This window comes from Pseudomonas sp. TE6288, from assembly GCF_054062095.1.
Window position 1 is genome coordinate 41,127 of record NZ_JBSSEW010000019.1, and the last position, 23,488, is coordinate 64,614.

23 protein-coding genes and 1 pseudogene are annotated in these 23,488 nt (G+C 63.0%); 14 read left to right on the forward strand and 10 right to left on the reverse strand.

The features are described 5' to 3' along the window. Positions 1–84: 84 nt before the first annotated feature. Positions 85–1,395 (reverse strand): D-serine ammonia-lyase, encoded by a 1,311-nt coding sequence (locus tag ACVWY1_RS20075; RefSeq protein ID WP_457378678.1) that lies wholly within the window; start codon positions 1,393–1,395, stop codon positions 85–87. Between the two features lie 91 nt (positions 1,396–1,486). Between ACVWY1_RS20075 and ACVWY1_RS20080 the strand changes: the two genes are divergently transcribed. Further along, positions 1,487–2,428 carry a LysR family transcriptional regulator gene (locus ACVWY1_RS20080; RefSeq protein ID WP_457378679.1) on the forward strand — a complete coding sequence of 314 codons (942 nt, stop codon included), beginning with the start codon at positions 1,487–1,489 and terminating at the stop codon, positions 2,426–2,428. A 463-nt stretch (positions 2,429–2,891) separates the two neighbouring features. Here the strand turns inward: ACVWY1_RS20080 and ACVWY1_RS20085 are convergent. Then, positions 2,892–3,371: pseudogene (locus ACVWY1_RS20085) on the reverse strand (IS5 family transposase); the annotation flags it as partial. A 107-nt stretch (positions 3,372–3,478) separates the two neighbouring features. Here ACVWY1_RS20085 and ACVWY1_RS20090 point away from each other — a divergent pair. The 5 genes from ACVWY1_RS20090 to ACVWY1_RS20110 all read left to right on the forward strand — a co-directional run bounded on the left by ACVWY1_RS20090 (position 3,479) and on the right by ACVWY1_RS20110 (position 9,195). Then, complete coding sequence (locus tag ACVWY1_RS20090) at positions 3,479–4,000, forward strand: site-specific integrase (RefSeq protein ID WP_256582707.1); 522 nt, start codon at positions 3,479–3,481, stop codon at positions 3,998–4,000. A gap of 36 nt (positions 4,001–4,036) precedes the next feature. Next, positions 4,037–5,824: an N-acetylglutaminylglutamine amidotransferase gene (locus ACVWY1_RS20095; protein WP_457378680.1), complete on the forward strand. Its 1,788-nt coding sequence runs from the start codon at positions 4,037–4,039 to the stop codon at positions 5,822–5,824. A 3-nt stretch (positions 5,825–5,827) separates the two neighbouring features. Next, positions 5,828–7,573: an N-acetylglutaminylglutamine synthetase gene (gene ngg, locus ACVWY1_RS20100; RefSeq protein WP_277505350.1), complete on the forward strand. Its 1,746-nt coding sequence runs from the start codon at positions 5,828–5,830 to the stop codon at positions 7,571–7,573. A 90-nt stretch (positions 7,574–7,663) separates the two neighbouring features. Then, positions 7,664–8,848, forward strand: a complete 1,185-nt coding sequence (locus ACVWY1_RS20105; protein ID WP_110701073.1) for an osmoprotectant NAGGN system M42 family peptidase — start codon at positions 7,664–7,666, stop codon at positions 8,846–8,848. 119 nt (positions 8,849–8,967) lie between these two features. After that, on the forward strand, positions 8,968–9,195 hold the full coding sequence (locus tag ACVWY1_RS20110) for a YheU family protein (RefSeq protein ID WP_023630058.1): 228 nt from the start codon (positions 8,968–8,970) through the stop codon (positions 9,193–9,195). A 7-nt stretch (positions 9,196–9,202) separates the two neighbouring features. Here the strand turns inward: ACVWY1_RS20110 and ACVWY1_RS20115 are convergent, their stop codons facing one another. Both ACVWY1_RS20115 and ACVWY1_RS20120 read right to left on the reverse strand, forming a co-directional pair. Continuing rightward, complete coding sequence (locus tag ACVWY1_RS20115) at positions 9,203–9,388, reverse strand: carbon storage regulator (protein ID WP_102684290.1); 186 nt, start codon at positions 9,386–9,388, stop codon at positions 9,203–9,205. Positions 9,389–9,515: 127 nt separating this feature from the next. After that, positions 9,516–10,328: an SDR family oxidoreductase gene (locus ACVWY1_RS20120; protein ID WP_277505351.1), complete on the reverse strand. Its 813-nt coding sequence runs from the start codon at positions 10,326–10,328 to the stop codon at positions 9,516–9,518. 225 nt (positions 10,329–10,553) lie between these two features. Here ACVWY1_RS20120 and ACVWY1_RS20125 point away from each other — a divergent pair, with 225 nt between their 5' ends. Continuing rightward, positions 10,554–10,706, forward strand: coding sequence for a DUF3309 family protein (locus tag ACVWY1_RS20125; protein WP_046854586.1), 153 nt, complete (start codon positions 10,554–10,556; stop codon positions 10,704–10,706). Between the two features lie 79 nt (positions 10,707–10,785). On the opposite strand, the gene ACVWY1_RS20130 is transcribed toward ACVWY1_RS20125, so the two are convergent. The 3 genes from ACVWY1_RS20130 to ACVWY1_RS20140 form a co-directional block, all read right to left on the reverse strand. After that, positions 10,786–12,450: a cation acetate symporter gene (locus ACVWY1_RS20130; RefSeq protein WP_038706600.1), complete on the reverse strand. Its 1,665-nt coding sequence runs from the start codon at positions 12,448–12,450 to the stop codon at positions 10,786–10,788. Further along, positions 12,447–12,758 (reverse strand): DUF485 domain-containing protein, encoded by a 312-nt coding sequence (locus ACVWY1_RS20135; protein WP_102684287.1) that lies wholly within the window; start codon positions 12,756–12,758, stop codon positions 12,447–12,449. Before ACVWY1_RS20135 ends, ACVWY1_RS20130 begins: the two co-directional genes overlap by 4 nt. Before the next feature lie 207 nt (positions 12,759–12,965). After that, on the reverse strand, positions 12,966–13,826 hold the full coding sequence (locus ACVWY1_RS20140) for a glycine betaine ABC transporter substrate-binding protein (RefSeq protein WP_031314875.1): 861 nt from the start codon (positions 13,824–13,826) through the stop codon (positions 12,966–12,968). A gap of 222 nt (positions 13,827–14,048) precedes the next feature. Between ACVWY1_RS20140 and ACVWY1_RS20145 the strand changes: the two genes are divergently transcribed. After that, on the forward strand, positions 14,049–15,596 hold the full coding sequence (locus ACVWY1_RS20145; protein ID WP_277505357.1) for a glycoside hydrolase family 17 protein: 1,548 nt from the start codon (positions 14,049–14,051) through the stop codon (positions 15,594–15,596). Positions 15,597–15,711: 115 nt separating this feature from the next. Here ACVWY1_RS20145 and ACVWY1_RS20150 read toward each other — a convergent pair whose 3' ends face one another. Next, positions 15,712–16,065: a hypothetical protein gene (locus tag ACVWY1_RS20150; protein ID WP_102685450.1), complete on the reverse strand. Its 354-nt coding sequence runs from the start codon at positions 16,063–16,065 to the stop codon at positions 15,712–15,714. Positions 16,066–16,282: 217 nt separating this feature from the next. Between ACVWY1_RS20150 and ACVWY1_RS20155 the strand changes: the two genes are divergently transcribed. After that, complete coding sequence (locus tag ACVWY1_RS20155; protein ID WP_102685449.1) at positions 16,283–17,581, forward strand: serine/threonine protein kinase; 1,299 nt, start codon at positions 16,283–16,285, stop codon at positions 17,579–17,581. Beyond that, entirely contained in the window at positions 17,574–18,389 is an 816-nt protein-coding gene (locus ACVWY1_RS20160; RefSeq protein ID WP_102685448.1) for an MlaA family lipoprotein, read from the forward strand. Before ACVWY1_RS20155 ends, ACVWY1_RS20160 begins: the two co-directional genes overlap by 8 nt. 118 nt (positions 18,390–18,507) lie before the next feature. Here the strand turns inward: ACVWY1_RS20160 and ACVWY1_RS20165 are convergent, their stop codons facing one another. Further along, on the reverse strand, positions 18,508–19,650 hold the full coding sequence (locus ACVWY1_RS20165; RefSeq protein WP_102685447.1) for a patatin-like phospholipase family protein: 1,143 nt from the start codon (positions 19,648–19,650) through the stop codon (positions 18,508–18,510). Between the two features lie 60 nt (positions 19,651–19,710). Further along, positions 19,711–20,646, reverse strand: a complete 936-nt coding sequence (locus tag ACVWY1_RS20170) for a lipid A biosynthesis lauroyl acyltransferase (RefSeq protein WP_102685446.1) — start codon at positions 20,644–20,646, stop codon at positions 19,711–19,713. Between the two features lie 100 nt (positions 20,647–20,746). Between ACVWY1_RS20170 and minC the strand changes: the two genes are divergently transcribed. The 4 genes from minC to ACVWY1_RS20190 all read left to right on the forward strand — a co-directional run bounded on the left by minC (position 20,747) and on the right by ACVWY1_RS20190 (position 23,465). After that, complete coding sequence (minC, locus tag ACVWY1_RS20175) at positions 20,747–21,508, forward strand: septum site-determining protein MinC (RefSeq protein ID WP_277505362.1); 762 nt, start codon at positions 20,747–20,749, stop codon at positions 21,506–21,508. 96 nt (positions 21,509–21,604) lie between these two features. After that, positions 21,605–22,417, forward strand: coding sequence for a septum site-determining protein MinD (minD, locus tag ACVWY1_RS20180; protein ID WP_023631119.1), 813 nt, complete (start codon positions 21,605–21,607; stop codon positions 22,415–22,417). A gap of 3 nt (positions 22,418–22,420) precedes the next feature. Continuing rightward, complete coding sequence (gene minE / locus ACVWY1_RS20185) at positions 22,421–22,675, forward strand: cell division topological specificity factor MinE (RefSeq protein WP_023631120.1); 255 nt, start codon at positions 22,421–22,423, stop codon at positions 22,673–22,675. 154 nt (positions 22,676–22,829) lie between these two features. Continuing rightward, positions 22,830–23,465, forward strand: coding sequence for an RluA family pseudouridine synthase (locus ACVWY1_RS20190; protein WP_046854572.1), 636 nt, complete (start codon positions 22,830–22,832; stop codon positions 23,463–23,465). Positions 23,466–23,488 lie beyond the last annotated feature (23 nt).

A 23,488-nucleotide genomic window follows, 5' to 3' on the forward strand; every position in this document is an offset into this window, starting at 1 on the left:
TGTAATTTTTGGCATTTTGGCAGTTTAGGGAATGGGCACTGGTCAATCGTTATTACGTACCCGCATCCACCGATGAAATAGTAATCAACGGCTGATGCTTTGAGCGTATTCAATGAAGCGATTAAGCTCCTGACGAGGAACGAGAGAGCCGCCAGTGGCCCAGATCACATGAGTGGCATTTTGTAAATTAAGACTTAAGGCTTCAACATAAGCCTGCCCCTCCACACTTTTGACCAGCCAGCCGGGGCCGTCGATCGCCGCTGCCGAAGAAGGTTCGATCTCTACGCCCATGGCGTCTCTTAGTGACAGCATGTTCAGGTAGAGCTGGTCGTCGGCGACGGTATACACACCAGAAAGCCGATCAACCATCAACGGACAAACGAACTCCGATGCAAGGCCAACAGCCAATCCATCAGCCTCCGTCTGGTTATCCAACCCGACGTCGTACACCGAGACAGGTTCTTCGCAACCCGCCGCCATTTGCACCAGTACACATGGGGAAGCCACAGGTTCGGCGAAGAAGCAATGAACATGATCACCAAATATTAGCTTGAGACCATAGGCGATTCCCCCTGGTGCACCACCTACGCCACAGGGTATGTATACGAATAGAGGACTCTGGACTTCAACCCTTCGGCCGTGCTCGGCTAATTGCTTGGCCAAGTGTTCAGCAGCAGCGGCATAACCGTAGAACAACAACGGCGACCGCTCATCGTCGACGAAATGGCTAAGCGGAGACTGATCTGACTGTGCCCTACCGGCGGCAACCGCTTGGGCGTAATCACCAGCATGCTCGACAACCCTGACGCCACGATTGCGCAGGCGATCTTTCTTCCACTGCTTCGCATCAGCAGACATGTGCACAACAGTGTCGAACCCCAATGCCGCAGCCATCACACCAATACTCAAACCTAGATTTCCGGTGCTTCCGACTGCTACCGCATAGCGCGAGAAAAGCTCACGGGCTTTTTGGCTCGCCATCGCGCTCCGATCATCAGAGTCACGCAGCAAGCCATTCTCCAGTGCTACTTTTTCTGCAAAAGCCAAGACCTCATGAAACCCACCGCGGGCCTTGATGGAGCCCGCTACCGGCAACTGATCATCTCGTTTGATGAACCAATGCCCTGCAACTGTGTCATCTGCGAACACCGCTTGCTGAAGAGGCCCGGCAGGTTGCAGCTCGGACTCCACCACGCCATTACAAGGCTCAAGCTCAGGAAATAACTTGGCCAACAGGGGGGCACAGCGTGCAAGACGCAGCCGGGCATCCTCGATCTGTTGATCCTCCTGCATGTCGCTCGAGCCTGCCCGGCCAAGGGTTGGGTTGACCCATAGCATAGGCTGCCTTGATCTAAGCTGTTCTAATATACTGCGTTCAATTTTCGAGATAGGCATCGTCTGATCCTGCACCGTGATGCTTGGAATACTAGAGCTCCACGACAATTGCCTATAACGATTTTTTCTAACAAATGCATTAGGACACCTTATGGCTATCACTCTCGATTCGTCCCTGTTGGGTAGCCTCAGGTGCTTTGAGGCCGCCGGCCGAACCCTGAGCTTTACTCAGGCTGCAGCCCATCTGAATTTGACTCAAAGTGCGGTGAGCCAACAGATCCGCCACTTGGAGGAACGGCTTGGTTACCCTTTGTTTATACGCAAACCTCGGGCGCTGACACTCACACCGAACGGTGCCGTATTGTTCGAAGTGAGTACGCGTCTGATCAATGAGATGCAGCAGACGATCAACCGTCTTGCAGCGCCCAATGCACCGCTGCAAATAAATTGCCTACCGTCCTTCACGCTGCAATGGCTCATGCCGCGTTTGCCGGAGTTTAATCGCTTGGAGACCAGCATACAGGTGCGTTTGAAAGCAGAGTTTCAGGCGCTGGATCGGCAATTAATGGACGAACAAGAAATTGATCTAGCGGTCCGCTATGATCCCGAGAGCTACAGCCATCTGCATACTGATTTCCTGATGGACGAATATCTAGTACCCGTCGCCACGCCTCGTTATGTGGAAAAAAATCTAAAACATGATAACGGGCTGGCGCTTGATAAAGCCGTGCTGCTACACGATGCGACGCCTTGGTCAGGAGCACCGGAGTTTATCGAATGGAAGACCTGGCTGGATGCACACATGCCTGAATATCACGGCCACATAGAGGGGCCACAATTCAACCTCTCCTGCCTGGCAATCAGCGCAGCGCTTAACGACCAAGGGATTGCTATGGGACGGGCTACATTGGTCTACGACGACTTGATCAGTGGTCGGCTAGTCAACCCCTTTGGGAAATATGTCAAGGCTCCAGCGCGTTACGTGATGCTGCGACGCAGCGCGGAGGACCACCGCGTTAAGGTGTTCGCGCAATGGCTTTCATCCGTCTGCACTCAGTTCGTAACGGCTCGTGACATAATACTTGGGCGTTAAGCAACGCGACTAAGCTGATCTATCCGATTGAGCAACCTGATTGAGCAGCAGAACTTGCAGCTTTACTCGAAAGTCATAGGATTATCTCACGCTCTTGAGATGCAGTAGCCATTTTTAATGGCTGGCATGATTATTAAAAATTTATCGAATTACGCAACGCCGCCTGAACATTTTTGCATTTTTACAGCACTTGAAAGCACTCCCTCAATCGCAGGCACAATTCTCAGGCCCTTCACCTGAATAGAAATTCATTCTTAAATTGGACCCGAATACACCGGCCTACCCCTACAAATACGGTATTTCTGGTGACAAAGATCCAGGGCCTTCCTAGGGATGCTCGGAAAAAGTCACCAGATATCCGGCCCCTGATCGCAGACAGCGTCGGTTCAGCGGGTTTTTCAGCCGCGCATTACACAAAAAAACTGAGACGCCTCCGGTTTTTCTGCATGCACAGACAACATGCTTTGTCACCGTGCAACAGATGGGCAACTTCCGTCACGTCAGCCACGTTGGCGGCGGTGCCATGAACATGATGTACCAGACCCGATTCAGCGTCGGCTCCGATATGCGCTTTCATGCCGAAGAAGTACTGGTTTCCATTCTTCGTCTGGTGCATTTCCGAGTCGCGTTGGCCTTCCTTGTTCTTGGTCGAACTGGGCGCGTGGATGATCGTGGCATCGACGATCGTGCCCTGGCGCAGCGATAAGCCTTTGTCTCGCAGGTACCCGTTGATGGTCTCCAGGATACCTCCCGCCAGCTGGTGCTTCTCCTGCAGGTGTCGGAAATTCATGATCGTCGTGTCCTCGGGGATCGGGGCGCTGAGCGTCAGTCGACCAAACTGGCGCATCGAGGTGATCTCGTACAATGCTTCTTCCATGGCCGGGTCACTCAGTGAAAACCAGTTTTGCAGTAGATTAATGCGCAACATGGTTTCCAATGGATAGGGTTCGCAAAGATGAGGCGGATTCGATCTTTACCCACCTGTACGAAACGACGAACGGCATGACGGCAATTTACGCAGCCTATTTCGAGTAATGCTTCTACACCGGAATGCGGCCAGGCGAGGTGATGGCCCTGCGCTGGAGCGAGATCGACAGGCGCGGAAAGACGGCCAACGTGTGCCGCATTCAGATCCGTGGTGTGATCCAGGATCGCCCTAAAACGAAGCGCACCCGGAAAGTTCTATTGAACGATCGCGCGCTTCATGCGCTCGAAAAAGCCAGACCGCTCACCGAGGCTCGTTCAGATTATGTGTTCGCGCCCAGTGGGACGGGTGACCGCTCGGGGATGTTCATTCGCTCCGAGACGAGTCAAAAACGCTACTGGCTGGCAGCACTGCGAAAGCTTGGTATCAGGCGCCGCAGGATGTACGACACGCGCCACACGTACGCGACCATGTGCCTGATGGCCGGCATGAACCCGGCATTCATCGCCGCGCAACTCGGGCATAGCGTGCAGGTTTTGCTTTCCACGTACGCCAAGTGGATCAACTCGCCTAACGACTGGGCTGAGCTTGATAAGCTGAAAATGCTGGAAAGTGGTACAAAAGTGGTACGAGCTGAAAGCCAGTAACGCCAAGAGTGCCGAAACTCAAAGGGTCTACGTTACATGTGCGGATTAGCAGGAGAGTTACGTTTCAGCCCCCTCGACCAAGCCTCTCGCCCGGCGGACCTCGCCGCGGTGGAGCGCATCACCCATCACCTGGCGCCCCGCGGCCCGGACGCCTGGGGCTTCCATAGCCAGGGCCCGATCGCCCTCGGCCATCGCCGCCTGAAAATCATGGACCTGTCCGACGGCTCGGCGCAGCCCATGGTCGACAATGACCTGGGCCTGGCCTTGGCCTTCAATGGCGCCATCTACAACTTCCCCGAGCTGCGCCAGGAACTGCAAGACCTGGGCTACCGCTTCTGGTCGGACGGCGACACCGAGGTGCTGCTCAAGGGCTATCACGCCTGGGGCGCGGCACTGCTGCCCAAGCTCAACGGCATGTTCGCCCTGGCCATCTGGGAGCGCGACAACCAGCGCCTGTTCCTGGCCCGCGACCGTCTGGGCGTCAAGCCCCTGTACCTGTCGCGCAATGGCGAGCGCCTGCGCTTCGCGTCGACCTTGCCGGCGCTGCTCAAGGGCGGGGATATCGACCCGGTGATCGACCCGGTGGCGCTCAATCACTACCTGAACTTCCACGCCGTGGTACCCGCGCCGCGCACCCTGCTGGCCAATGTGCAGAAGCTCGAGCCCGGCACCTGGATGCGCATCGACCGCCATGGCGAAGTCGAGCGCCAGACCTGGTGGCAGCTGCACTACGGCCCGAACCCTGACGAACGTGAACTCGACCTGGAGGGTTGGACCACCCGCGTGCTCGACGCCACCCGCGATGCCGTGGCCATCCGTCAGCGCGCGGCGGTGGATGTCGGCGTGCTGCTCTCCGGCGGTGTCGATTCCAGCCTGCTGGTCGGCCTGTTGCGCGAGGCCGGGGTAGACGACCTGTCGACCTTCTCCATCGGCTTCGAGGACGCCGGCGGCGAACGCGGCGACGAGTTCCAGTACTCCGACCTGATCGCCCGGCACTACGGCACCCGTCACCACCAGTTGCGCATCGCCGAGCACGAGATCATCGAACAACTGCCGGCGGCATTTCGCGCCATGAGCGAACCGATGGTCAGCCACGACTGCATCGCCTTCTACCTGCTGTCCCGGGAAGTGGCCAAGCATTGCAAGGGTGTGCAGAGCGGCCAGGGCGCCGACGAACTGTTCGCCGGCTACCACTGGTACCCGCAGGTCGATGGCGCCGAGGATGCCTTCGCGGCCTATCGCGAGGCTTTCTTCGACCGCAGCCACGCCGAGTACCGCGCCACCGTGCAGGCGCCCTGGCGTCTGGATACCGACGCGGCCGGCGATTTCGTGCGCGAACACTTCACCCGCCCCGGCGCGCCGGACGCGGTGGACAAGGCGCTGCGCCTGGACAGCACGGTGATGCTGGTGGACGACCCGGTCAAGCGAGTCGACAACATGACCATGGCCTGGGGCCTGGAGGCGCGCACGCCGTTCCTCGACTACCGCCTGGTGGAGCTGTCGGCGCGCATCCCGGCGCGCTTCAAGCTGCCTGATGGCGGCAAGCAAGTGCTCAAGCAGGCGGCGCGGCGGGTCATCCCCCACGAGGTGATCGACCGCAAAAAGGGCTACTTCCCGGTACCCGGCCTCAAGCACCTGGAAGGCGCAACCCTGGGCTGGGTGCGCGAGCTGCTGACCGACCCGAGCCAGGATCGCGGCCTGTTCGACCCGGCCATGCTCGACCGCCTGCTGAGCAACCCGCACGGCCAGCTCACGCCACTGCGCGGCTCCAAGCTGTGGCAGCTGGCGGCCCTGAACCTGTGGCTCAGCGAACAAGGAATCTGACCGATGAAAGCCCAAGAGATCGCCTACGGCCAGCGCTTGCTGCGCGGCCAGGCGCCATCCTACGAGCGCCTGCAGGCGCGCCTGGCCGGTGATGGCAGCGAGCCTCACGACCGGCCACGGGCACTGCACTGTGGCTGGGGCCGGCTGCTGATCGGGCATACCTACCCCGATCCGCTCAGCCTGGCCGAAGACCTGCTGCAGGAGCAGGCGGGCGAGCGCGACATCGCCCTGTACGTCGCGGCCCCCCAGCAGGTGCTGGCCCAGGCCCCGCAGCAACTGTTCCTCGACCCCTCCGACACCTTGCGCCTGTGGTTCACCGACTACCGCCCCGCGCAACGGGTGTTCCGCGGCTTCCGCATCCGCCGGGCGCAGGGCCCGGCGGACTGGCAGGCAATCAACACGTTGTACCAGGCCCGTGGCATGCTGCCGGTCGACCCCGAGCTGCTCACCCCGCGCGAGCTCGGCGGGCCGGTGTACTGGCTGGCCGAGGATGAGGACAGCCAGGCGGTGATCGGCAGCGTCATGGGCCTGGACCACAGCAAGGCCTTCGACGATCCCGAACACGGCTGCAGCCTGTGGTGCCTGGCGGTGGACCCGCAGTGCACGCGGCCCGGCGTCGGCGAAGTGCTGGTACGCCACCTCATAGAGCACTTCATGAGCCGCGGCCTGGCCTGCCTCGACCTGTCGGTGTTGCACGACAACCGCCAGGCCAAACGGCTGTACAAGAAGCTCGGCTTTCGCAACCTGCCGACCTTCGCCATCAAACGCAAGAACGGCATCAACCAGCAACTGTTCCTCGGCCCTGGCCCCGAGGCGACGCTCAACCCCTATGCGCGGATCATCGTCGACGAAGCGCTGCGGCGCGGCATCGAGGTGCAGGTCGACGATGCCGCCAGCGGCCTGTTCACCCTCAGCCTGGGCGGGCGGCGGATCCGCTGTCGCGAATCGTTGAGCGACCTGACCAGCGCCGTGACCATGACCCTGTGCCAGGACAAGCGCCTGACCCGCCACGCCCTGCACAATGCCGGGCTGCAGGTGCCGGCGCAGCAGCTTGCGGGCAACGCCGACGACAACCTGGCGTTTCTCGACGAACATGGCGCAGTGGTGGTCAAGCCGGTTGATGGCGAGCAGGGCCAAGGGGTGGCGGTCAACCTCACGACGATCGATGAAGTCAGCCATGCCGTGGAGCAGGCCAGGCGCTTCGACAGCCGTGTGCTGCTGGAGAGCTTCCATGCCGGCTGCGACCTGCGCATCGTGGTGATCGGCTTCGAAGTGGTGGCGGCAGCGATCCGTCACCCGGCGCAGGTGGTCGGCGACGGCAAGCACAGCATCCGGGCACTGATCGAAGCGCAGAGCCGTAGGCGCCAGGCCGCCACGGGCGGCGAGAGCCGCATTCCGCTGGATGACGAAACCGAACGTACGCTCAAAGACGCGGGCCTGGGTTACGACGACATCCTCCCCGCCGGGCAACGCCTGGCCGTGCGCCGCACCGCCAACCTGCATACCGGCGGCACCCTGGAGGATGTCACCGAACGCCTGCACCCGGTGCTGGCCGACGCCGCCGTGCGCGCCGCCCGCGCCCTGGAGATCCCGGTGGTCGGCCTGGACCTCATGGTCCGCGATGCCGAGCACCCGGATTACGTGATCATCGAAGCGAATGAGCGCGCCGGGCTGGCCAATCATGAGCCGCAACCGACGGCCGAGCGCTTCGTCGACTTGTTGTTCCCGCATAGCCGGGCTTTGGCCTGAAATCCATCGCGGGGCAAGTCCGCTCCCACGTGATTGCGTGGGAGCGGGCTTGCCCCGCGATGAGGCCCTCGAAACGAAGGAGTGATCCTGATGCCTGAGAAACACCCCGAACCCGATCTCGACTACCTCAAACGCGTCCTGCTGGAAATGCTCGCCATCCCCAGCCCCACCGGCTTCACCGACACCATCGTGCGCTACGTTGCCGAGCGCCTGGATGAACTGGGCATCCCCTTCGAGCTGACCCGTCGCGGCACCATCCGCGCCACCCTCAAGGGCCGCCAGAGCTCGCCTGACCGTGCCGTTTCGGCGCACCTGGACACCATCGGCGCCAGCGTTCGCCAGTTGCAGGACAATGGCCGCCTGGCCCTGGCGCCGGTGGGCTGCTGGTCGAGCCGCTTCGCCGAGGGCAGCCGGGTCAGCGTGTTCACCGACACCGGCGTGTACCGCGGCAGCGTACTGCCGCTGATGGCCAGCGGGCACGCCTTCAACACCGCCATCGACCAGATGCCGATCAGCTGGGAGCATGTGGAGGTGCGCCTGGACGCCTACTGCACCACCCGCGCCGACGCCGAAGCACTGGGCATCGCCATCGGCGACTTCGTCGCCTTCGACCCCTTGCCGGAGTTCACCGAAAGCGGCCATATCAGCGCACGCCACCTGGACGACAAGGCCGGTGTCGCTGCGTTGCTGGCGGCGCTCAAGGCCGTGGTCGAAAGTGGCCGGCAGCCGCTGATCGACTGCCACCCACTGTTCACCATCACCGAGGAGACCGGCTCGGGTGCCGCGGCCGCCCTGCCCTGGGATGTCAGCGAATTCGTCGGCATCGACATCGCACCGGTGGCACCGGGACAGGCATCCAGCGAGCACGCGGTGAGTGTGGCGATGCAGGACTCGTCCGGGCCCTACGACTATCACCTGTCGCGCCACCTGCTGAAACTGGCCGGCGACCGCGACCTGCCGGTGCGCCGCGACCTGTTCCGCTATTACTTCAGCGACGCCCACTCGGCGGTGACCGCAGGGCATGATATCCGCACCGCCCTGGTGGCCTTCGGCTGCGATGCCACTCACGGCTATGAGCGCACCCATATCGACAGCCTGGCGGCGCTCAGCCGGCTGCTCGGCGCCTACCTGCTCAGCCCCCCGGTGTTCGCCAGCGACTCGCAGCCGGCCAGTGCGTCTCTGGAGCGCTTCAGCCACCAGCTGGAGCACGATGCGCAGATGGAAAGCGACACCCGGGTGCCGGCGGTGGACAGCCTGGTGGGCAACAAGGGCTGAGAGCAATCTGCAGGAGCGGCGCTACGCCGCTCCTGCACAGGCTTCCTACGCCAATCGACTGCGCATGACAGAGGATTTCACGTAGCATGCGCACATCCCCATCACCACTGCCCAAACCCATGCTGATCCCCCACGACCAACTCGAAAGCGAAACCCTCACCCGCCTGATCGAGGACTTCGTCACCCGCGACGGCACCGACAATGGCGACGACACGCCGCTGGAAACCCGAGTGCTGCGGGTACGCCAGGCGCTGGCCAAGGGGCAGGCGTTCATCCTGTTCGACCTGGAAAGCCAGCAATGCCAGTTGCTGGCCCGGCATGAAGTACCACGGGAACTGCTGGAGTAACGGCTCATCAGGCTCGCTGCTTCTCCAGTTCCAGAGCCTTGATACGTTTGTAGACTTCTACCCGGTGCACCTCCACCTCTCGAGGTGCGCAGATGCCGAAGCGCACCTGGCCGTTCTCCACCGACATCACCTGAATCCTGATGCCCCCATCAATGACGATGACCTCGCCCACTTCACGTCCGATAACCAGCATCTCCGTTGCCTCTCGCTCAAGGGAAAATCGGAGACTGCCTCGCCAGCTTTCGCCTACTCAATCCTTCGCCGCAGAAATAGACATTTCCTACTTGTGAAGGTAAAGAAAGCCTACAGAAAATCTCTGATTAGTTAGCTTTACGTGACTTTGCCCGCATCTTGACCGCCATGTCCGCCATTTCGTCGTATAGCCGCTCTGGTGCCTGGCACTTGAGTTTCCAGGCCTGACGCCCGGCTTCATGGGGAAGGATCAGGAACTCGTCGGCAGCCACCCGCTCATGAATGTACTCGGCGATGTCGGCCGCATTGATCGGCGAGCCTTCCAGCAACTTGCCCACCTGCGCCTTCATCGCCGGATCCGGCCCACGGAACGAGTCGAGCAGGTTGGTCTGGAAGAACGACGGGCACACCACATGCACCGCTACCTCCACCTGGCGCAGCTCCACCAGCAGGCTTTCGGACAGCGCCAGCACACCGGCCTTGGCCACGTTGTAGTTGCTCATGCCCGGCCCCTGCATCAGCGCTGCCATCGAGGCGATGTTGATGATCCGCCCACGGCTGCGTTCGAGCTGTGGCAGGAACGCCTTGCAGCCCTTGACCACGCCCATCAGGTTGACCGCGATCTGCCAGTCCCAGTCTTCCAGGGACAATTCGGCGAAGAAGCCGCCCGAGGCCACCCCGGCGTTGTTGACGATCACATCGATGCCGCCGAACTTTTCCTCGCAGGCCTGGGACAGGGCTGTGAGCTGGCTGTAGTCGCGCACATCGCAGCGCTGGGTGAAGCCGTCGCCTCCGGCCTGGCGCACCAAAGCCAGGGTTTCGCGCAGGCCCGCCTCATTGACGTCTGCCAGGGCCAGCTGCCAGCCCTCGCGGGCCCAGCGCAGGGCAATCTCGCGGCCAAGGCCGGAGCCGGCGCCAGTGATCATCATTCGGTTGAGCATGGTGGAGCGCCTTGAACAGTGGGAATGGGCTGGAGTCTAGCCAGAACTCGCTGGAGGGCGGTGCGGCATCAGGCTGCTGAATAGGTGGACATCGCGCTGTCATGGCACGGGTAGCGAAGATGAGCATTACGCCACGGCGATTGAATTTTTGTGCGAAGCCACTGGTCGGAAACAGTAAGCGGCCAGCAGACCGCCCCAGCCCTTCCATTACGCAAGGACTCCACCATGACCACGATCCTCATCATCATCCTGATCCTGCTGCTGATCGGTGGCTTACCGGTCTTCCCGCATTCGCGCAGTTGGGGCTACGGTCCTTCCGGCATCATCGGCGTGGTGCTGGTGGTGTTGTTGATCCTGTTGTTGCTCGGGCGGATATGACTTCAGCCTGCAACAGACACCTGGAAACGAAGACGCCCCGGCATGCCGGGGCGTCTTCGTTCAGAGTGCTATCTACTCATCAGTGGGAAACCGCCCCGCTGGCGCCCAGCCCCGTCTGCGAGCGGACGAACTGCGGGAAGAACAGCGCACGTTCATTCTCGGCGGCCTTGGACTTGTCGGTGACCGAGAAGAACCAGATGCCGGCGAAGGCGATGATCATCGAGAACAGTGCCGGGTACTCGTACGGGTAGATGGCTTTCTCATGACCGAGGATCTGCACCCAGATGGTCGGGCCGAGGATCATCAGGCCCACCGCACTGACCAGGCCCATCCAGCCACCGATCATGGCGCCGCGGGTGGTCAGTTTCTTCCAGTACATCGAAAGCAGCAGCACCGGGAAGTTGCAGCTGGCGGCGATGGAGAAGGCCAAGCCAACCATGAAGGCGATGTTCTGCTTCTCGAACAGGATCCCCAGGCCGATCGCCAGCACGCCCAGGGCGACGGTGGTGATCTTCGACACGCGGATCTCGTCCTTGTCGTTGGCCTTGCCCTTGCGCCAGACGCTGGCGTACAGGTCATGGGACACCGCCGAAGCGCCGGCCAGGGTCAGGCCCGCGACCACCGCGAGGATGGTGGCGAAGGCGACTGCCGAGATGAAGCCGAGGAACACGCTGCCACCTACCGCGTCGGCCAGGTGTACCGCCGCCATGTTGTTGCCGCCGATCAGGGCGCCGGCAGCGTCCTTGAAGTCGGGGTTGGTGCTGACCAGCAGGATCGCGCCGAAGCCGATGATGAAGGTAAGGATGTAGAAGTAACCGATGAAACCGGTGGCGTAGAGCACCGACTTGCGAGCTTCCTTGGCGTCGCTGACGGTGAAGAAGCGCATCAGGATGTGCGGCAGGCCGGCGGTGCCGAACATCAGCGCCAGGCCCAGCGAGAACGCCGAGATCGGGTCCTTGACCAGGCCGCCCGGGCTCATGATCGCCTCGCCCTTGGCGTGCACCTTGATCGCCTCGGAGAACAGGGTGTTGAAGTCGAAGCCGACATGCTTCATCACCATCAGTGCCATGAAGCTGGCGCCGGACAGCAGCAGCACCGCCTTGATGATCTGTACCCAGGTGGTGGCGAGCATGCCGCCGAACAGCACGTACAGGCACATCAGGATGCCGACAAGGATCACCGCCACATGGTAGTCCAGGCCGAACAGCAACTCGATGAGCTTGCCGGCCCCGACCATCTGGGCGATCAGGTAGAACGCCACCACCACCAGCGAACCGGAAGCCGACAGGGTGCGGATTTCCTTCTGCCCGAGGCGATACGAGGCCACGTCGGCGAAAGTGTACTTGCCCAGGTTGCGCAGGCGTTCGGCAATCAGGAACAGGATGATCGGCCAGCCAACCAGGAAACCGATGGAGTAGATCAGGCCATCGTAGCCGGAGGTGAACACCAGCGCGGAAATCCCCAGGAACGAGGCTGCCGACATGTAGTCACCGGCGATCGCCAGGCCGTTCTGGAAACCGGTGATCTTGCCGCCGGCGGCATAGTAGTCGGCCGCCGACTTGTTGCGCTTGGAGGCCCAGTAGGTGATACCCAGGGTGAAGGCGACAAAGGCCACGAACATGGCGATGGCAGCAACGTTCAGCGGTTGTTTCTGCACCTCGCCGGTCAGAGCATCGGCGGCCCACACGGCGGGTGCGAAGGCACCGCAGGCCAGGACGGCCAGGGTTTTGGCGTGTCGGATCATTGCTTGGCCTCCTCGAGGATCGCCTTGTTCAACTCGTCGAATTCGCCGTTGGCGCGGCGCACATAGAGCGCGGTGAGCACGAATGCCGAGAGAATCAGGCCGACCCCCAGGGGGATGCCCCAGGTGATCGACGAGCCGGCGCTGAGCTTGGCGCCGAGCAGGTGCGGGCCATAGGCGATGAGGAGGATGAAGGCGCAATAGAGGCCGAGCATGATCGCCGAGAGGATCCAGGCGAAACGCTCGCGCTTGGTGACCAGTTCCTTGAAGCGCGGACTGTTCTGTATCGATTGGTAAATGCTGTCGTTCATTGTTTTTGTCCTAGCAGCACAGATTAGGGAGAACCCGACTCCACTTTATGCTGCCGCTGGACGCCAACCAGACGACCTTAGTCTTAGATGCAACGGTGTTTTGCAAAATTTGCAACAACCGCAAACGCATCGCGGGGCAAGCCCGCTCCCATTGTTCGTGGGAGCGGCGGTTCGCCGATGCGACTTGCCCCGCGATTCGACCAGCGCTTACTTGCCGGTCCACTCCTTGACCCGCTCCGGATGCTTGGCCACCCAGTCCTTGGCTGCAGCCTCCGGCTTGGCGCCTTCCTGGATCGCCAGCATCACCTCGCCGATCTCATCCTTGGACTGCCACTGGAACTTCTTGAGGAACTCGGCCACTTCCGGGGCCTTGCTCGCCAGTTCCTTGCTGCCGATGCTGTTGACGGTCTCGGCAGCGCCATACACGCCTTTCGGATCCTCGAGGAACTTCAGCTTCCATTTGGCGAACATCCAGTGCGGCACCCAGCCGGTCACGGCGATCGACTGTTGCTTGGCGTAGGAGCGGCCCAGTTCCGCGGTCATCGCCGCGCCGGAACTGGCGGTCAGCTTGTAACCGGTCAAGCCGTAGTCCTTGATGGCCTGATCGGTCTTGAGCATGACCCCCGAGCCGGCATCGATACCGACGATCTTCTGCTTGAAGCTCTGATCGGTCTTGAGATCTTCGATACTGTTGGCCTTGACGTATTCAGGGACGATCAGGCCGATCTTGGCGTCCTTGAAGTTGGGGCCGTAGTCGACCACGTTGTCCTTGTTCTTGGTCCAGTACTCGCCATGGGTCACCGGCAGCCAGGCCGAGAGCATGGCGTCGAGCTTGCCGGTGGCCACGCCCTGCCACATGATGCCGGTGGCCACGGCCTGCAGCTTCACGTCATAGCCGAGTTTCTGCCTGATCACTTCGGCGGCCACGTTGGTGGTGGCGACGCTGTCGGACCAGCCATCCACGTAACCGATGCTGACTTCCTTGGCCATCGCCTGCGCAGTACTCATGGCCAAAACCAGGGCGGTGCCCACGCCCAGGAAACGTCGCATTCTTGTAATAGTCGCCATCAAAGCATCCCTCGTCAGGTCTTGGAGATTGCATCATCGACTTGCCGGCACCTGCGACCTGCTCTGTCAGCGACCTTCAGCGAGCGATCAGCGACAGCACTGTGCCATTAGCGCCATGCGAGCATGGCGGTCTGCGCGATCCTTGCATGCCAAACGCTTGGCGCCGGGCTACTATCACTGGCCTTCGGGGCTGCTGTGCGGCCCCAGTTCCCGAATACGACGATGGACCGCCCGATGTTGCGCACGATCTACCTGCTCGCCAGCCTGCTCGCCTTCCTATGTCTGACAGCCCTCTGGTATGGGCTGGGCAAGCCGGTGCACCTGCCCGACGCCGCCAGCCCTGCGCACAAGCTGCAGTGCGCCTCGTACACCCCGTTCGACAAGGACCAGTCTCCCTTCGACCAGCCGTTCCGGCTGCGCCCGGCGCGCATGGACGCCGACCTGGCGTTGCTCAGCGAACGTTTCCAGTGCATCCGCACCTATTCGATGACGGGTCTCGAGGCGATCCCGGCGCTGGCGCGCAAGCACGGGCTGAAGGTGATGCTCGGCGCCTGGGTCAATGCCAACCCTGTGGACACCGACAAGGAAGTCGAGCTGCTGATCGCCGCGGCCAACGCCAACCCCGACGTGGTCAGCGCGGTGATCGTCGGCAACGAGGCGCTGCTGCGCAAGGAAGTCACCGGCGAGCGCCTGGCCGGCCTGATCGCCAAGGTCAAAAGCCAGGTCAGCGTGCCAGTGACCTACGCCGATGTCTGGGAGTTCTGGCTGCAGCATCCGCAGATTGCACCGGCGGTGGATTTCCTGACCATCCACTTGCTGCCCTACTGGGAAGACGACCCTCGCGGCATCGATGCGGCGCTGGCCCATGTCGCCGAGGTGCGCCAGGTGTTCGGCAACCGCTTTGCGCCCAAGGACATCCTGATCGGCGAGACCGGCTGGCCCAGCGAGGGCCGCCAGCGCGAAACCGCCGAGCCGAGCCGGGTCAACGAAGCACGCTTTATCCGCGGCTTCGTTGCCCTGGCTGAAGCCAACGGTTGGCGCTACAACCTGATCGAAGCCTTCGACCAGCCGTGGAAGCGCGCCAGCGAAGGCGCCGTGGGCGGCTACTGGGGACTGTACGACGCCGACCGTCAGGACAAGGGCGTGCTCGAAGGTCCGGTAAGCAACCTGGCACTCTGGCCACAATGGTTGCTGGCCAGCGTGATCCTGATGCTGGCGGCCCTGGCCCTGGCCGGGCGCCCGGCCGACCAGCGCGCCGCTCTGCTGTTGCCGTTGCTCGCGGCCCTGGGCGCTGGCTGCCTGGGGCTGTGGGGTGAGCTGATGCGCACCAATGCCCGCTTTGCCGGCGAATGGCTGTGGACGTTTGCCCTGGTCGGCCTGAACCTGCTGGTGCTGGCCCACGGCGCGCTGGCGCTGGCCCGCCGTGACGGCTGGCGTCAGCGGCTGTTCGCCTGGTTCGAGAAGCACGCGGGCACAGGGTTGCTGGCGGCAGGGTTCGCGGCAGCGGTGAGCATGCTGGCGATGGTGTTCGATCCGCGCTATCGCAGTTTCCCCAGCGCGGCATTGCTGCTGCCGGCGGTGGTCTATCTGTTGCGGCCAGTACCGGCGCGGCGGGCGGAGGTGGCGCTGCTGGCCTTCATCGTGGGTGCCGGAGTGGCGCCGCAGTTGTTCCGCGAAGGGCTGCAGAACCCGCAGGCGTGGGGCTGGGCGGTGGTCAGCGTATTGATGGTCGGGGCGTTGTGGCGCAGCCTGAGGTTGCGCCCGGCGTGAAACCGAGCGCGAGGACTTCTTCCTCGATTCGCCGGCAAGCCGACTCCCACAGAAAAGCGCATCAGACCTTGTGGGAGCCGGCTTGCCGGCGATGGGCCGCCCAACGGCTGCGCATTTACCGTACCAGCCGCAACCCCGCCAGGACCAACGCAAACACCGCGATGCTCGCGGTATACAGCACCAGCGCCGGAACCCCGAGCGCCAACGCCAGCACCGCCAGCCACCAGCCGCCCCGCCCCGGCAACAACTGACAGACCAGCGCCAGGCCCAATGCCCCCCAGGCCATGACCTGGAAATGAATTCCCAGCCCGAGCAACGATCGCGCCTGGCATTGCCAGATGTCCCCTGGCGCACTGCACAACCCGACCCAACGGGCATCCTCCATCAACCCATAACGCACGCCATAGCTGGCCGCCAGCCACAGGAGCAGGCCCACCAGCAGGACAAAGAGTGGCCAGGTACGAGACATCCGGTTCTCCAACAGCGGTAATGGAAACGCTGCATGATCCCTCACAGGGGCGCTGAAAGGCAAAATCATGGCCCCGCAGCTATGTTGCACAAGACAAACGTTGGCTGGCGCGGCAACATCTGGTGCGACGAACGACAGGGCGACGGGCAACTTTGTCCAGCCTGTCGTGGTCCTAGCCTGCGTAATGCACGACCTTGCGTTTTCCTTGGGGGACTTCATGCTTCGATCTTTGCGTCTCGCCGCCCTGCTAGGTGGCCTGCTCATGGCGGCGGCCGCCTCGGCGCGGGATATTGATGCCGCGAGCTACGGTTACCCGTTGACCAACCCGTTCGAGGCGACCATCGCCACCACTCCGCCGGAACAGCGCCCGACGCTGCCCAGCGACGATGACATCGACCAGGCCGACTACAGCCTCACCCTGCGCCCGGAACGCGAGTTCACCCTGCCCGATAATTTCTGGTCGGTGAAGAAACTGCGTTACCGCCTGGCCAAGCAAGACCACGAAGCGCCGCTGATCTTCCTGATCGCCGGCACCGGCGCGCCCTACTCCAGCAGCATCAACGAGTACCTGAAGAAGCTGTTCTACCAAGCCGGCTACCATGTGGTGCAGCTGTCCTCGCCCACCAGTTGGGACTTCATGAGCGCCGCCTCGCGCTTCGCCACCCCGGGGGTGTCGAGCGAAGACGCCAAGGACCTGTACCGGGTCATGCAGGCGGTGCGCGCCCAGCAAGCGCGCCTGCCGGTCAGCGAGTACTACCTCACTGGCTACAGCCTGGGCGCGCTGGACGCGGCGTTCGTCAGCAAGCTCGACGAAACCCGCCAGAGCTTCAAGTTCAAGCGTGTGCTGCTGCTCAACCCGCCGGTCAACCTGTACACCTCGATCACCAACCTGGACAAGCTGGTACAGACCCGGGTCAAGGGCATCGACCGCAGCACCACCTTCTATGAACTGATGCTGGAAAAGCTCACCCGCTACTTCCAGGACAAGGGCTACATCGACCTCAACGATGCGTTGCTCTACGACTTCCAGAAGTCGCGCCAGCACCTGTCCAACGAGCAGATGGCCATGCTCATCGGCACCTCGTTCCGCTTCTCGGCCGCCGACATCGCCTTCACCTCCGACCTGATCAACCGTCGTGGGCTGATCATTCCGCCGAAGTTTCCGATCACCGAGGGCAGCAGCCTGGAGCCCTTCTTCAAACGCGCCCTGCAATGCGACTTCGACTGCTACCTGACCGAGCAGGTGATCCCCATGTGGCGCGCGCGCACCGACGGCAACAGCCTGCTGCAACTGGTCGACCAGGTGAGCCTGTACGCGCTGGAGGACTATCTGCGCGACAACCCGAAGATTGCCGTGATGCACAACGCCGACGACGTGATCCTCGGCCCCGGCGACATCGGCTTCCTGCGCCGGGTGTTCGGCGAACGCCTGACGCTCTACCCCCATGGCGGCCATTGCGGCAACCTCAACTACCGCGTCAACAGCGACGCCATGCTGGAGTTCTTCCGTGGTTAACAGACTGCTGCTCGTCACCGCCCTGCTCGCCAGCGGCTGCGCCCTGGCCGAGGAAGTCGCGCCGCGTGCCAGCGTGGTGGAGGCCGACAAGACCGAAACCCTCACCGTGGAGGCCGACGGCTTCGTCGATCCACTGCGCGAGCTCAAGTTCAACCCCGGCCTGGACCAGCGCGAGTTCGAACGCTCGACCCTGGCCGCGCTGAACATCTACGACCCTCTGGAGTCGCTGAACCGGCGCATCTACCACTTCAACTACCGCTTCGACCAGTGGGTGTTCCTGCCGGTGGTCGACGGCTACCGCTACGTCACACCCGGCCTCGTGCGCACCGGGGTGAGCAACTTCTTCAACAACCTGGGCGACGTGCCCAATCTGTTCAACAGCGTGCTGCAGCTCAAGCCCAAGCGTTCAGCGGAAATCACCGCGCGGCTGATGTTCAACACCATCATCGGTGTCGGTGGCCTATGGGACCCGGCGACCAAGATGGGCCTGCCTCGGCAGAGCGAGGACTTCGGCCAGACACTGGGCTTCTACGGGGTGCCGGACGGGCCATACCTGATGCTGCCGATCCTCGGGCCGTCGAACCTGCGCGACACCACCGGGCTGGTGGTGGACTATGTGGGGGAGAAGGAAATCAACTACCTGAACGTGCCCGACACCGCCAGCGACCACCCGGAACTCACCGTGCTGCGGGCAGTGGACAAGCGCTACACCACCAACTTCCGTTACGGGCAGACCAACTCGCCGTTCGAGTACGAGAAGCTGCGATACGTGTATACCCAGGCGCGCAAGTTGCAGATCGCCGAGTGAACAGGGGCCGCTGCGCGGCCCTTTCGCCGCGGTTCGTCGCCACGACAAGCCGGCTCCCACAGAGACAATGCATCCCTTGAGGCCAATGCAGTAGCTGTGAGCGCCGGTATAGGAAACCTCAAATCCCCAGGAACTGGCACAGCTCCCGCTTCTTGGCCAAGGCGTCATTGCGCCCCAACTCGATCAGTTCGCTGCAATAGCTCGCCTCGAACAGCAGGTAGCTCAGCACCCCTGCCCCGCTGGTCTTGGTCGCCCCCGGCCCGCGCAGGAACAGCCTCAGCGCCGCCGGCAGCTCGCGGCGATGACGGGCGGCAATCTCGTCCAGCGGCTGGCTGGGCGCCACCACCAGTACCTCGATCGGCGCCAGCCCCAGGCGCCGGGCGTCCAGGTGCGCCGGCAGCAGGTGGCTGAGGTGATTGAGCCGCTGCAGCAACTCGATATCGTCCTCGAGGCTGTCGATGAAGGTGCTGTTGAGCATATGTCCGCCGATCTGCGCCAGGCTCGGTTGCTGGCCGCTGAACACGCGCTGGGTCGGCAAGGGCGGCGAGGGTCGCTGAGGGTTGCCGCTGACCCCGACCACCAGCACGCGACTGGCCCCCAGGTGCAGCGCCGGGCTGATCGGCGCCGGCTGGCGCACCGCGCCGTCACCGAAGTACTCCTCGCCCAGGCGCACCGGCGCGAACAGCAAAGGAATCGCCGAGCTGGCCAGCAGGTGGTCGATGGTCAGCGGCGTGGGCATGCCGATGCGGCGGTGGCGCAACCAGGGTTCGATGGTGTCGCGGCCCTGGTAGAAGGTCACCGCCTGGCCGGACTCGTAGCCGAACGCGGTCACGGCGATGGCGCGCAACTGATTGGCCGCCAGTGAGTGAGCGATGCCGTCCAGGTCCAGATGCTCGTGCAACAAGCGGCGCAATGGGCGGCTGTCGAGCAGTGCCACCGGCACCTGGCCGCCGAGCCCCAGCAGGCTGTGGCCAACGAAGCGGCTGGCCTGGCGGATCACGCCTGGCCAGTCGCTGCGCAGCACCAGGTGGCTGCGAAAGTTCTGCCAGAATGCCGTCAGTTGCTCCACCGACTCGGCGAAGCGGGTGGCGCCGCTGGCCAGCTTGACCGCGTTGATCGCGCCGGCCGAGGTGCCGACGATCACCGGAAAAGGATTGGCGGCGCCCGGTGGCAGCAGTTCGGCAATGCCGGCCAGCACGCCAACCTGGTAGGCGGCGCGGGCACCGCCGCCGGAGAGGATCAGGCCGGTGGTTGAGGTCATGCATCCTTCCTGGAGTCAGTGGTTGCCAGTACCGGCCCTGTCGCGGGGCAAGCCCGCTCCCTAACGCTTTTTCTTGTCGTACAGCCGTGGTTCGCCTTCAGGCCGCGATTTGAAGCGCCGATGCGCCCACAGGTACTGCTCCGGGCACTCGCGCAGCACACCCTCGACCCACTGGTTGATGCGCAGGCAGTCGGCCTCCTCGGTTTCGCCGGGGAAGTCCGCGAGCGGCGGATGCACCACCAGGCGATAGCCGCTGCCATCTTCCAGGCGCTTCTGGGTGAACGGAATCACCCGCGCCTTGCCCAGCCGGGCGAACTTGGTGGTGGCAGTGACGGTGGCAGCAGGAATACCGAACAGCGGCACGAAGATGCTTTGCTTGATGCCGTAGTCCTGATCCGGCGCGTACCAGATCGCCCGCCCCTTGCGCAGCAGCTTGAGCATGCCGCGCACGTCGTCGCGCTCCACCGCCAGCGAGTCGGCGTTGTGGCGCTCGCGGCCGCGGCGCTGGATGAAGTCAAACACCGGGTTGCCATGTTCGCGGTACATGCCGTCGATGGTGTGCACCTGGCCCAGCAAGGCAGCGCCGATCTCCAGGGTGGTGAAGTGCACGGCCATGAGAATGGCCCCCTCTCCTTCACGCTGGGCGGCCTGCAGGTGCTCGATGCCCTCGATGTGGGCCAGGCGCGCCAGTCGGGCCTTTGGCCACCACCAGCTCATGGCCATCTCGAAGAAGGCGATGCCGGTGGAGGCAAAGTTTTCCTTGAGCAGGCGCTGCCGTTCGTCGCCGGACAGCGCCGGGAAGCACAGCTCCAGGTTGCGCGCGGCGATACGCCGGCGCTCACCCGCCAGCCGGTACATCACCGCGCCCAGGGCGCGCCCCAGCCCCAGCAAAGCCCGGTACGGCAGCTGGGCGACCAGCCACAGCAGGCCCAGGCCCAGCCACAGCCCCCAGAATCGCGGGTGAAGGAAAGAGGATCGAAAACGCGGGCGTTCCATTGAAGCTTCCGGCAAGACATGAGCCCGGCATTCTACATCGGTTGCGGGCAAACGGTCTTATCGCTATAAGTCAGGGCACTTTTTTCGCAACAAGCCGTCTATGCAGACCATGAGCCCCAACCCGACACCCGATAACGCCCCCGTGTTCCAGCTCAAGGGCAGCATGCTTGCCATCACCGTGCTGGAACTGGCGCGCAACGACCTCGAATCCCTCGACCGCCAGCTGGCGGCGAAGGTCGCGCAGGCGCCGAATTTCTTCAGCAACACACCGTTGGTGCTGGCCCTGGACAAGCTGCCCCATGACGAAAGCGCCATTGACCTGCCCGGATTGATGCGCGTGTGCCGTCACCATGGCCTGCGCACCCTGGCGATCCGCGCCAGCCGCATCGAGGACATCGCCGCCGCGATCGCCATCGACCTGCCGGTGCTGCCGCCGTCCGGCGCCCGCGAACGGCCGCTCGAGCCGGAGCCCGAGGTGAAGAAGCCCGAGCCCGCGCCAGCGCCGCCAGCTGCGCCGGCCGAACCCGAAGTTCGCCCGACGCGGATCATCACCTCGACGGTGCGCGGCGGCCAGCAGATCTACGCCCAGGGCGGCGACCTGGTGGTGACCGGCTCGGTCAGCCCCGGCGCGGAACTTCTCGCCGATGGCAACATCCATGTGTACGGCGCCATGCGCGGCCGTGCCCTGGCCGGCATCAAAGGCAATACCAAGGCGCGCATCTTCTGCCTGCAGATGACCGCAGAAATGGTCTCCATCGCCGGCCAGTACAAAGTGTGCGAAGACCTGCGCCGCGACCCGCTGTGGGGTTCGGGCGTACAAGTCAGCCTGTCCGGCGACGTGTTGAACATAACCCGTCTTTAACGGATACTTGCCGGCATTTTTAGCGCAACTTTTTCCCGTTGCCGTTTTTTGTATTTGCAGGGACGTCTGTCCCGAATTATTTAGGGGTGAAACACCTTGGCCAAGATTCTCGTGGTTACTTCCGGCAAGGGGGGTGTGGGCAAGACCACCACCAGCGCCGCCATCGGTACCGGCCTCGCACTGCGCGGGCACAAGACGGTCATCGTCGACTTCGACGTCGGCCTGCGTAACCTCGACCTGATCATGGGCTGCGAACGCCGCGTGGTGTATGACTTCGTCAACGTGGTCAACGGCGAGGCCAACCTGCAGCAGGCCCTGATCAAGGACAAGCGCCTGGAAAACCTGTTCGTGCTGGCCGCCAGCCAGACCCGCGACAAGGACGCGCTGACCAAGGAAGGCGTCGAAAAGGTATTGATGGAGCTCAAGGACCAGTTCGACTTCGTGGTCTGCGACTCGCCGGCCGGTATCGAGAAAGGTGCGCACCTGGCGATGTACTTCGCCGACGAAGCCATCGTCGTGACCAACCCGGAAGTCTCGTCGGTACGTGACTCCGACCGCATGATCGGCCTGCTGTCGAGCAAGTCGCGCCGTGCGGAACAGGGCGAAGACCCGATCAAGGAACACCTGCTGATCACCCGCTACCACCCCGAGCGCGTCGAAAAGGGCGAAATGCTTGGCGTCGAGGACGTCAAGGAAATCCTTTCGGTCGAACTGCTGGGTGTCATCCCCGAATCCCAAGCCGTGCTGAAGGCCTCCAACCAGGGTATCCCGGTCATCCTCGATGACCAGAGCGATGCCGGCCAGGCGTACAGCGACACCGTCGACCGCCTGCTGGGCAAGCCCAAGCCACTGCGGTTCATCGAAGTGCCGAAGCAAGGATTCTTCGCGCGCCTGTTTGGAGGCAAATAAACCATGAACCTTTTTGACTTCTTTCGTGGCAGACAGAAACAGAGCAGCGCGTCGGTAGCGAAAGAGCGTCTACAGATCATCGTGGCGCACGAGCGTGGCCAACGCAGCACCCCGGACTACCTGCCTGCCTTGCAGAAGGAGCTGGTCGAGGTGATCCGCAAGTACGTCAACATCGGCAACGACGACGTACAGATCGAACTGGAAAACCAGGGCAGCTGCTCGATTCTGGAACTGAACATCACCCTGCCTGATCGCTGATCGCGCAGCTGGGTGTAATCATTGGGGCTGCTTTGCAGCCCATCGCCGGCAAGCCGGCTCCCACAGACAACGCGGGATCCTGTGGGAGCCGGCTTACCGGCGATGGGCCGCAAGGCGGCCCCAGTGCTTTCCGCCATTTCACCGAGACCTAGCAATGCCGCTGTCGAACATCCAGATCCTTCACGAAGACGCCGCCGTCCTGGTGATCAACAAGCCGACCCTGCTGTTGTCGGTGCCGGGCCGCGCCGAGGACAACAAGGACTGCCTGATCACCCGCCTGCAGGAAAACGGCTACCCGGAAGCCCTGATCGTCCACCGCCTGGACTGGGAAACCTCGGGGATCATCCTGCTCGCCCGCGACGCCGACAGCCACCGCGAACTGTCACGCCAGTTCCACGACCGCGAGACCGAAAAGGCCTATACCGCGCTGTGCTGGGGCCAGCCCGCGCTCGACAGCGGCAGCATCGACCTGCCCCTGCGTTACGACCCGCCGACCAAGCCGCGCCACGTGGTCGACCATGAGCAGGGCAAGCATGCCCTGACCTTCTGGCGCATCGTCGAGCGCTGCGGCGATCACTGCCGGGTCGAACTGACGCCGATCACCGGGCGCTCGCACCAGCTGCGCGTGCACATGCTGTCGATCGGCCATCCGCTGCTCGGCGACCGGCTGTACGCCAACCCCGAGGCGCTGGCGGCCCATGAGCGGCTGTGCCTGCATGCCTCGATGCTGAGCTTCACCCATCCGGTGTCTGGCGAACGCCTGAAATTCGAGTGTCCGGCGCCGTTCTGAGACTCGGGCCCCATCGCGGGGCA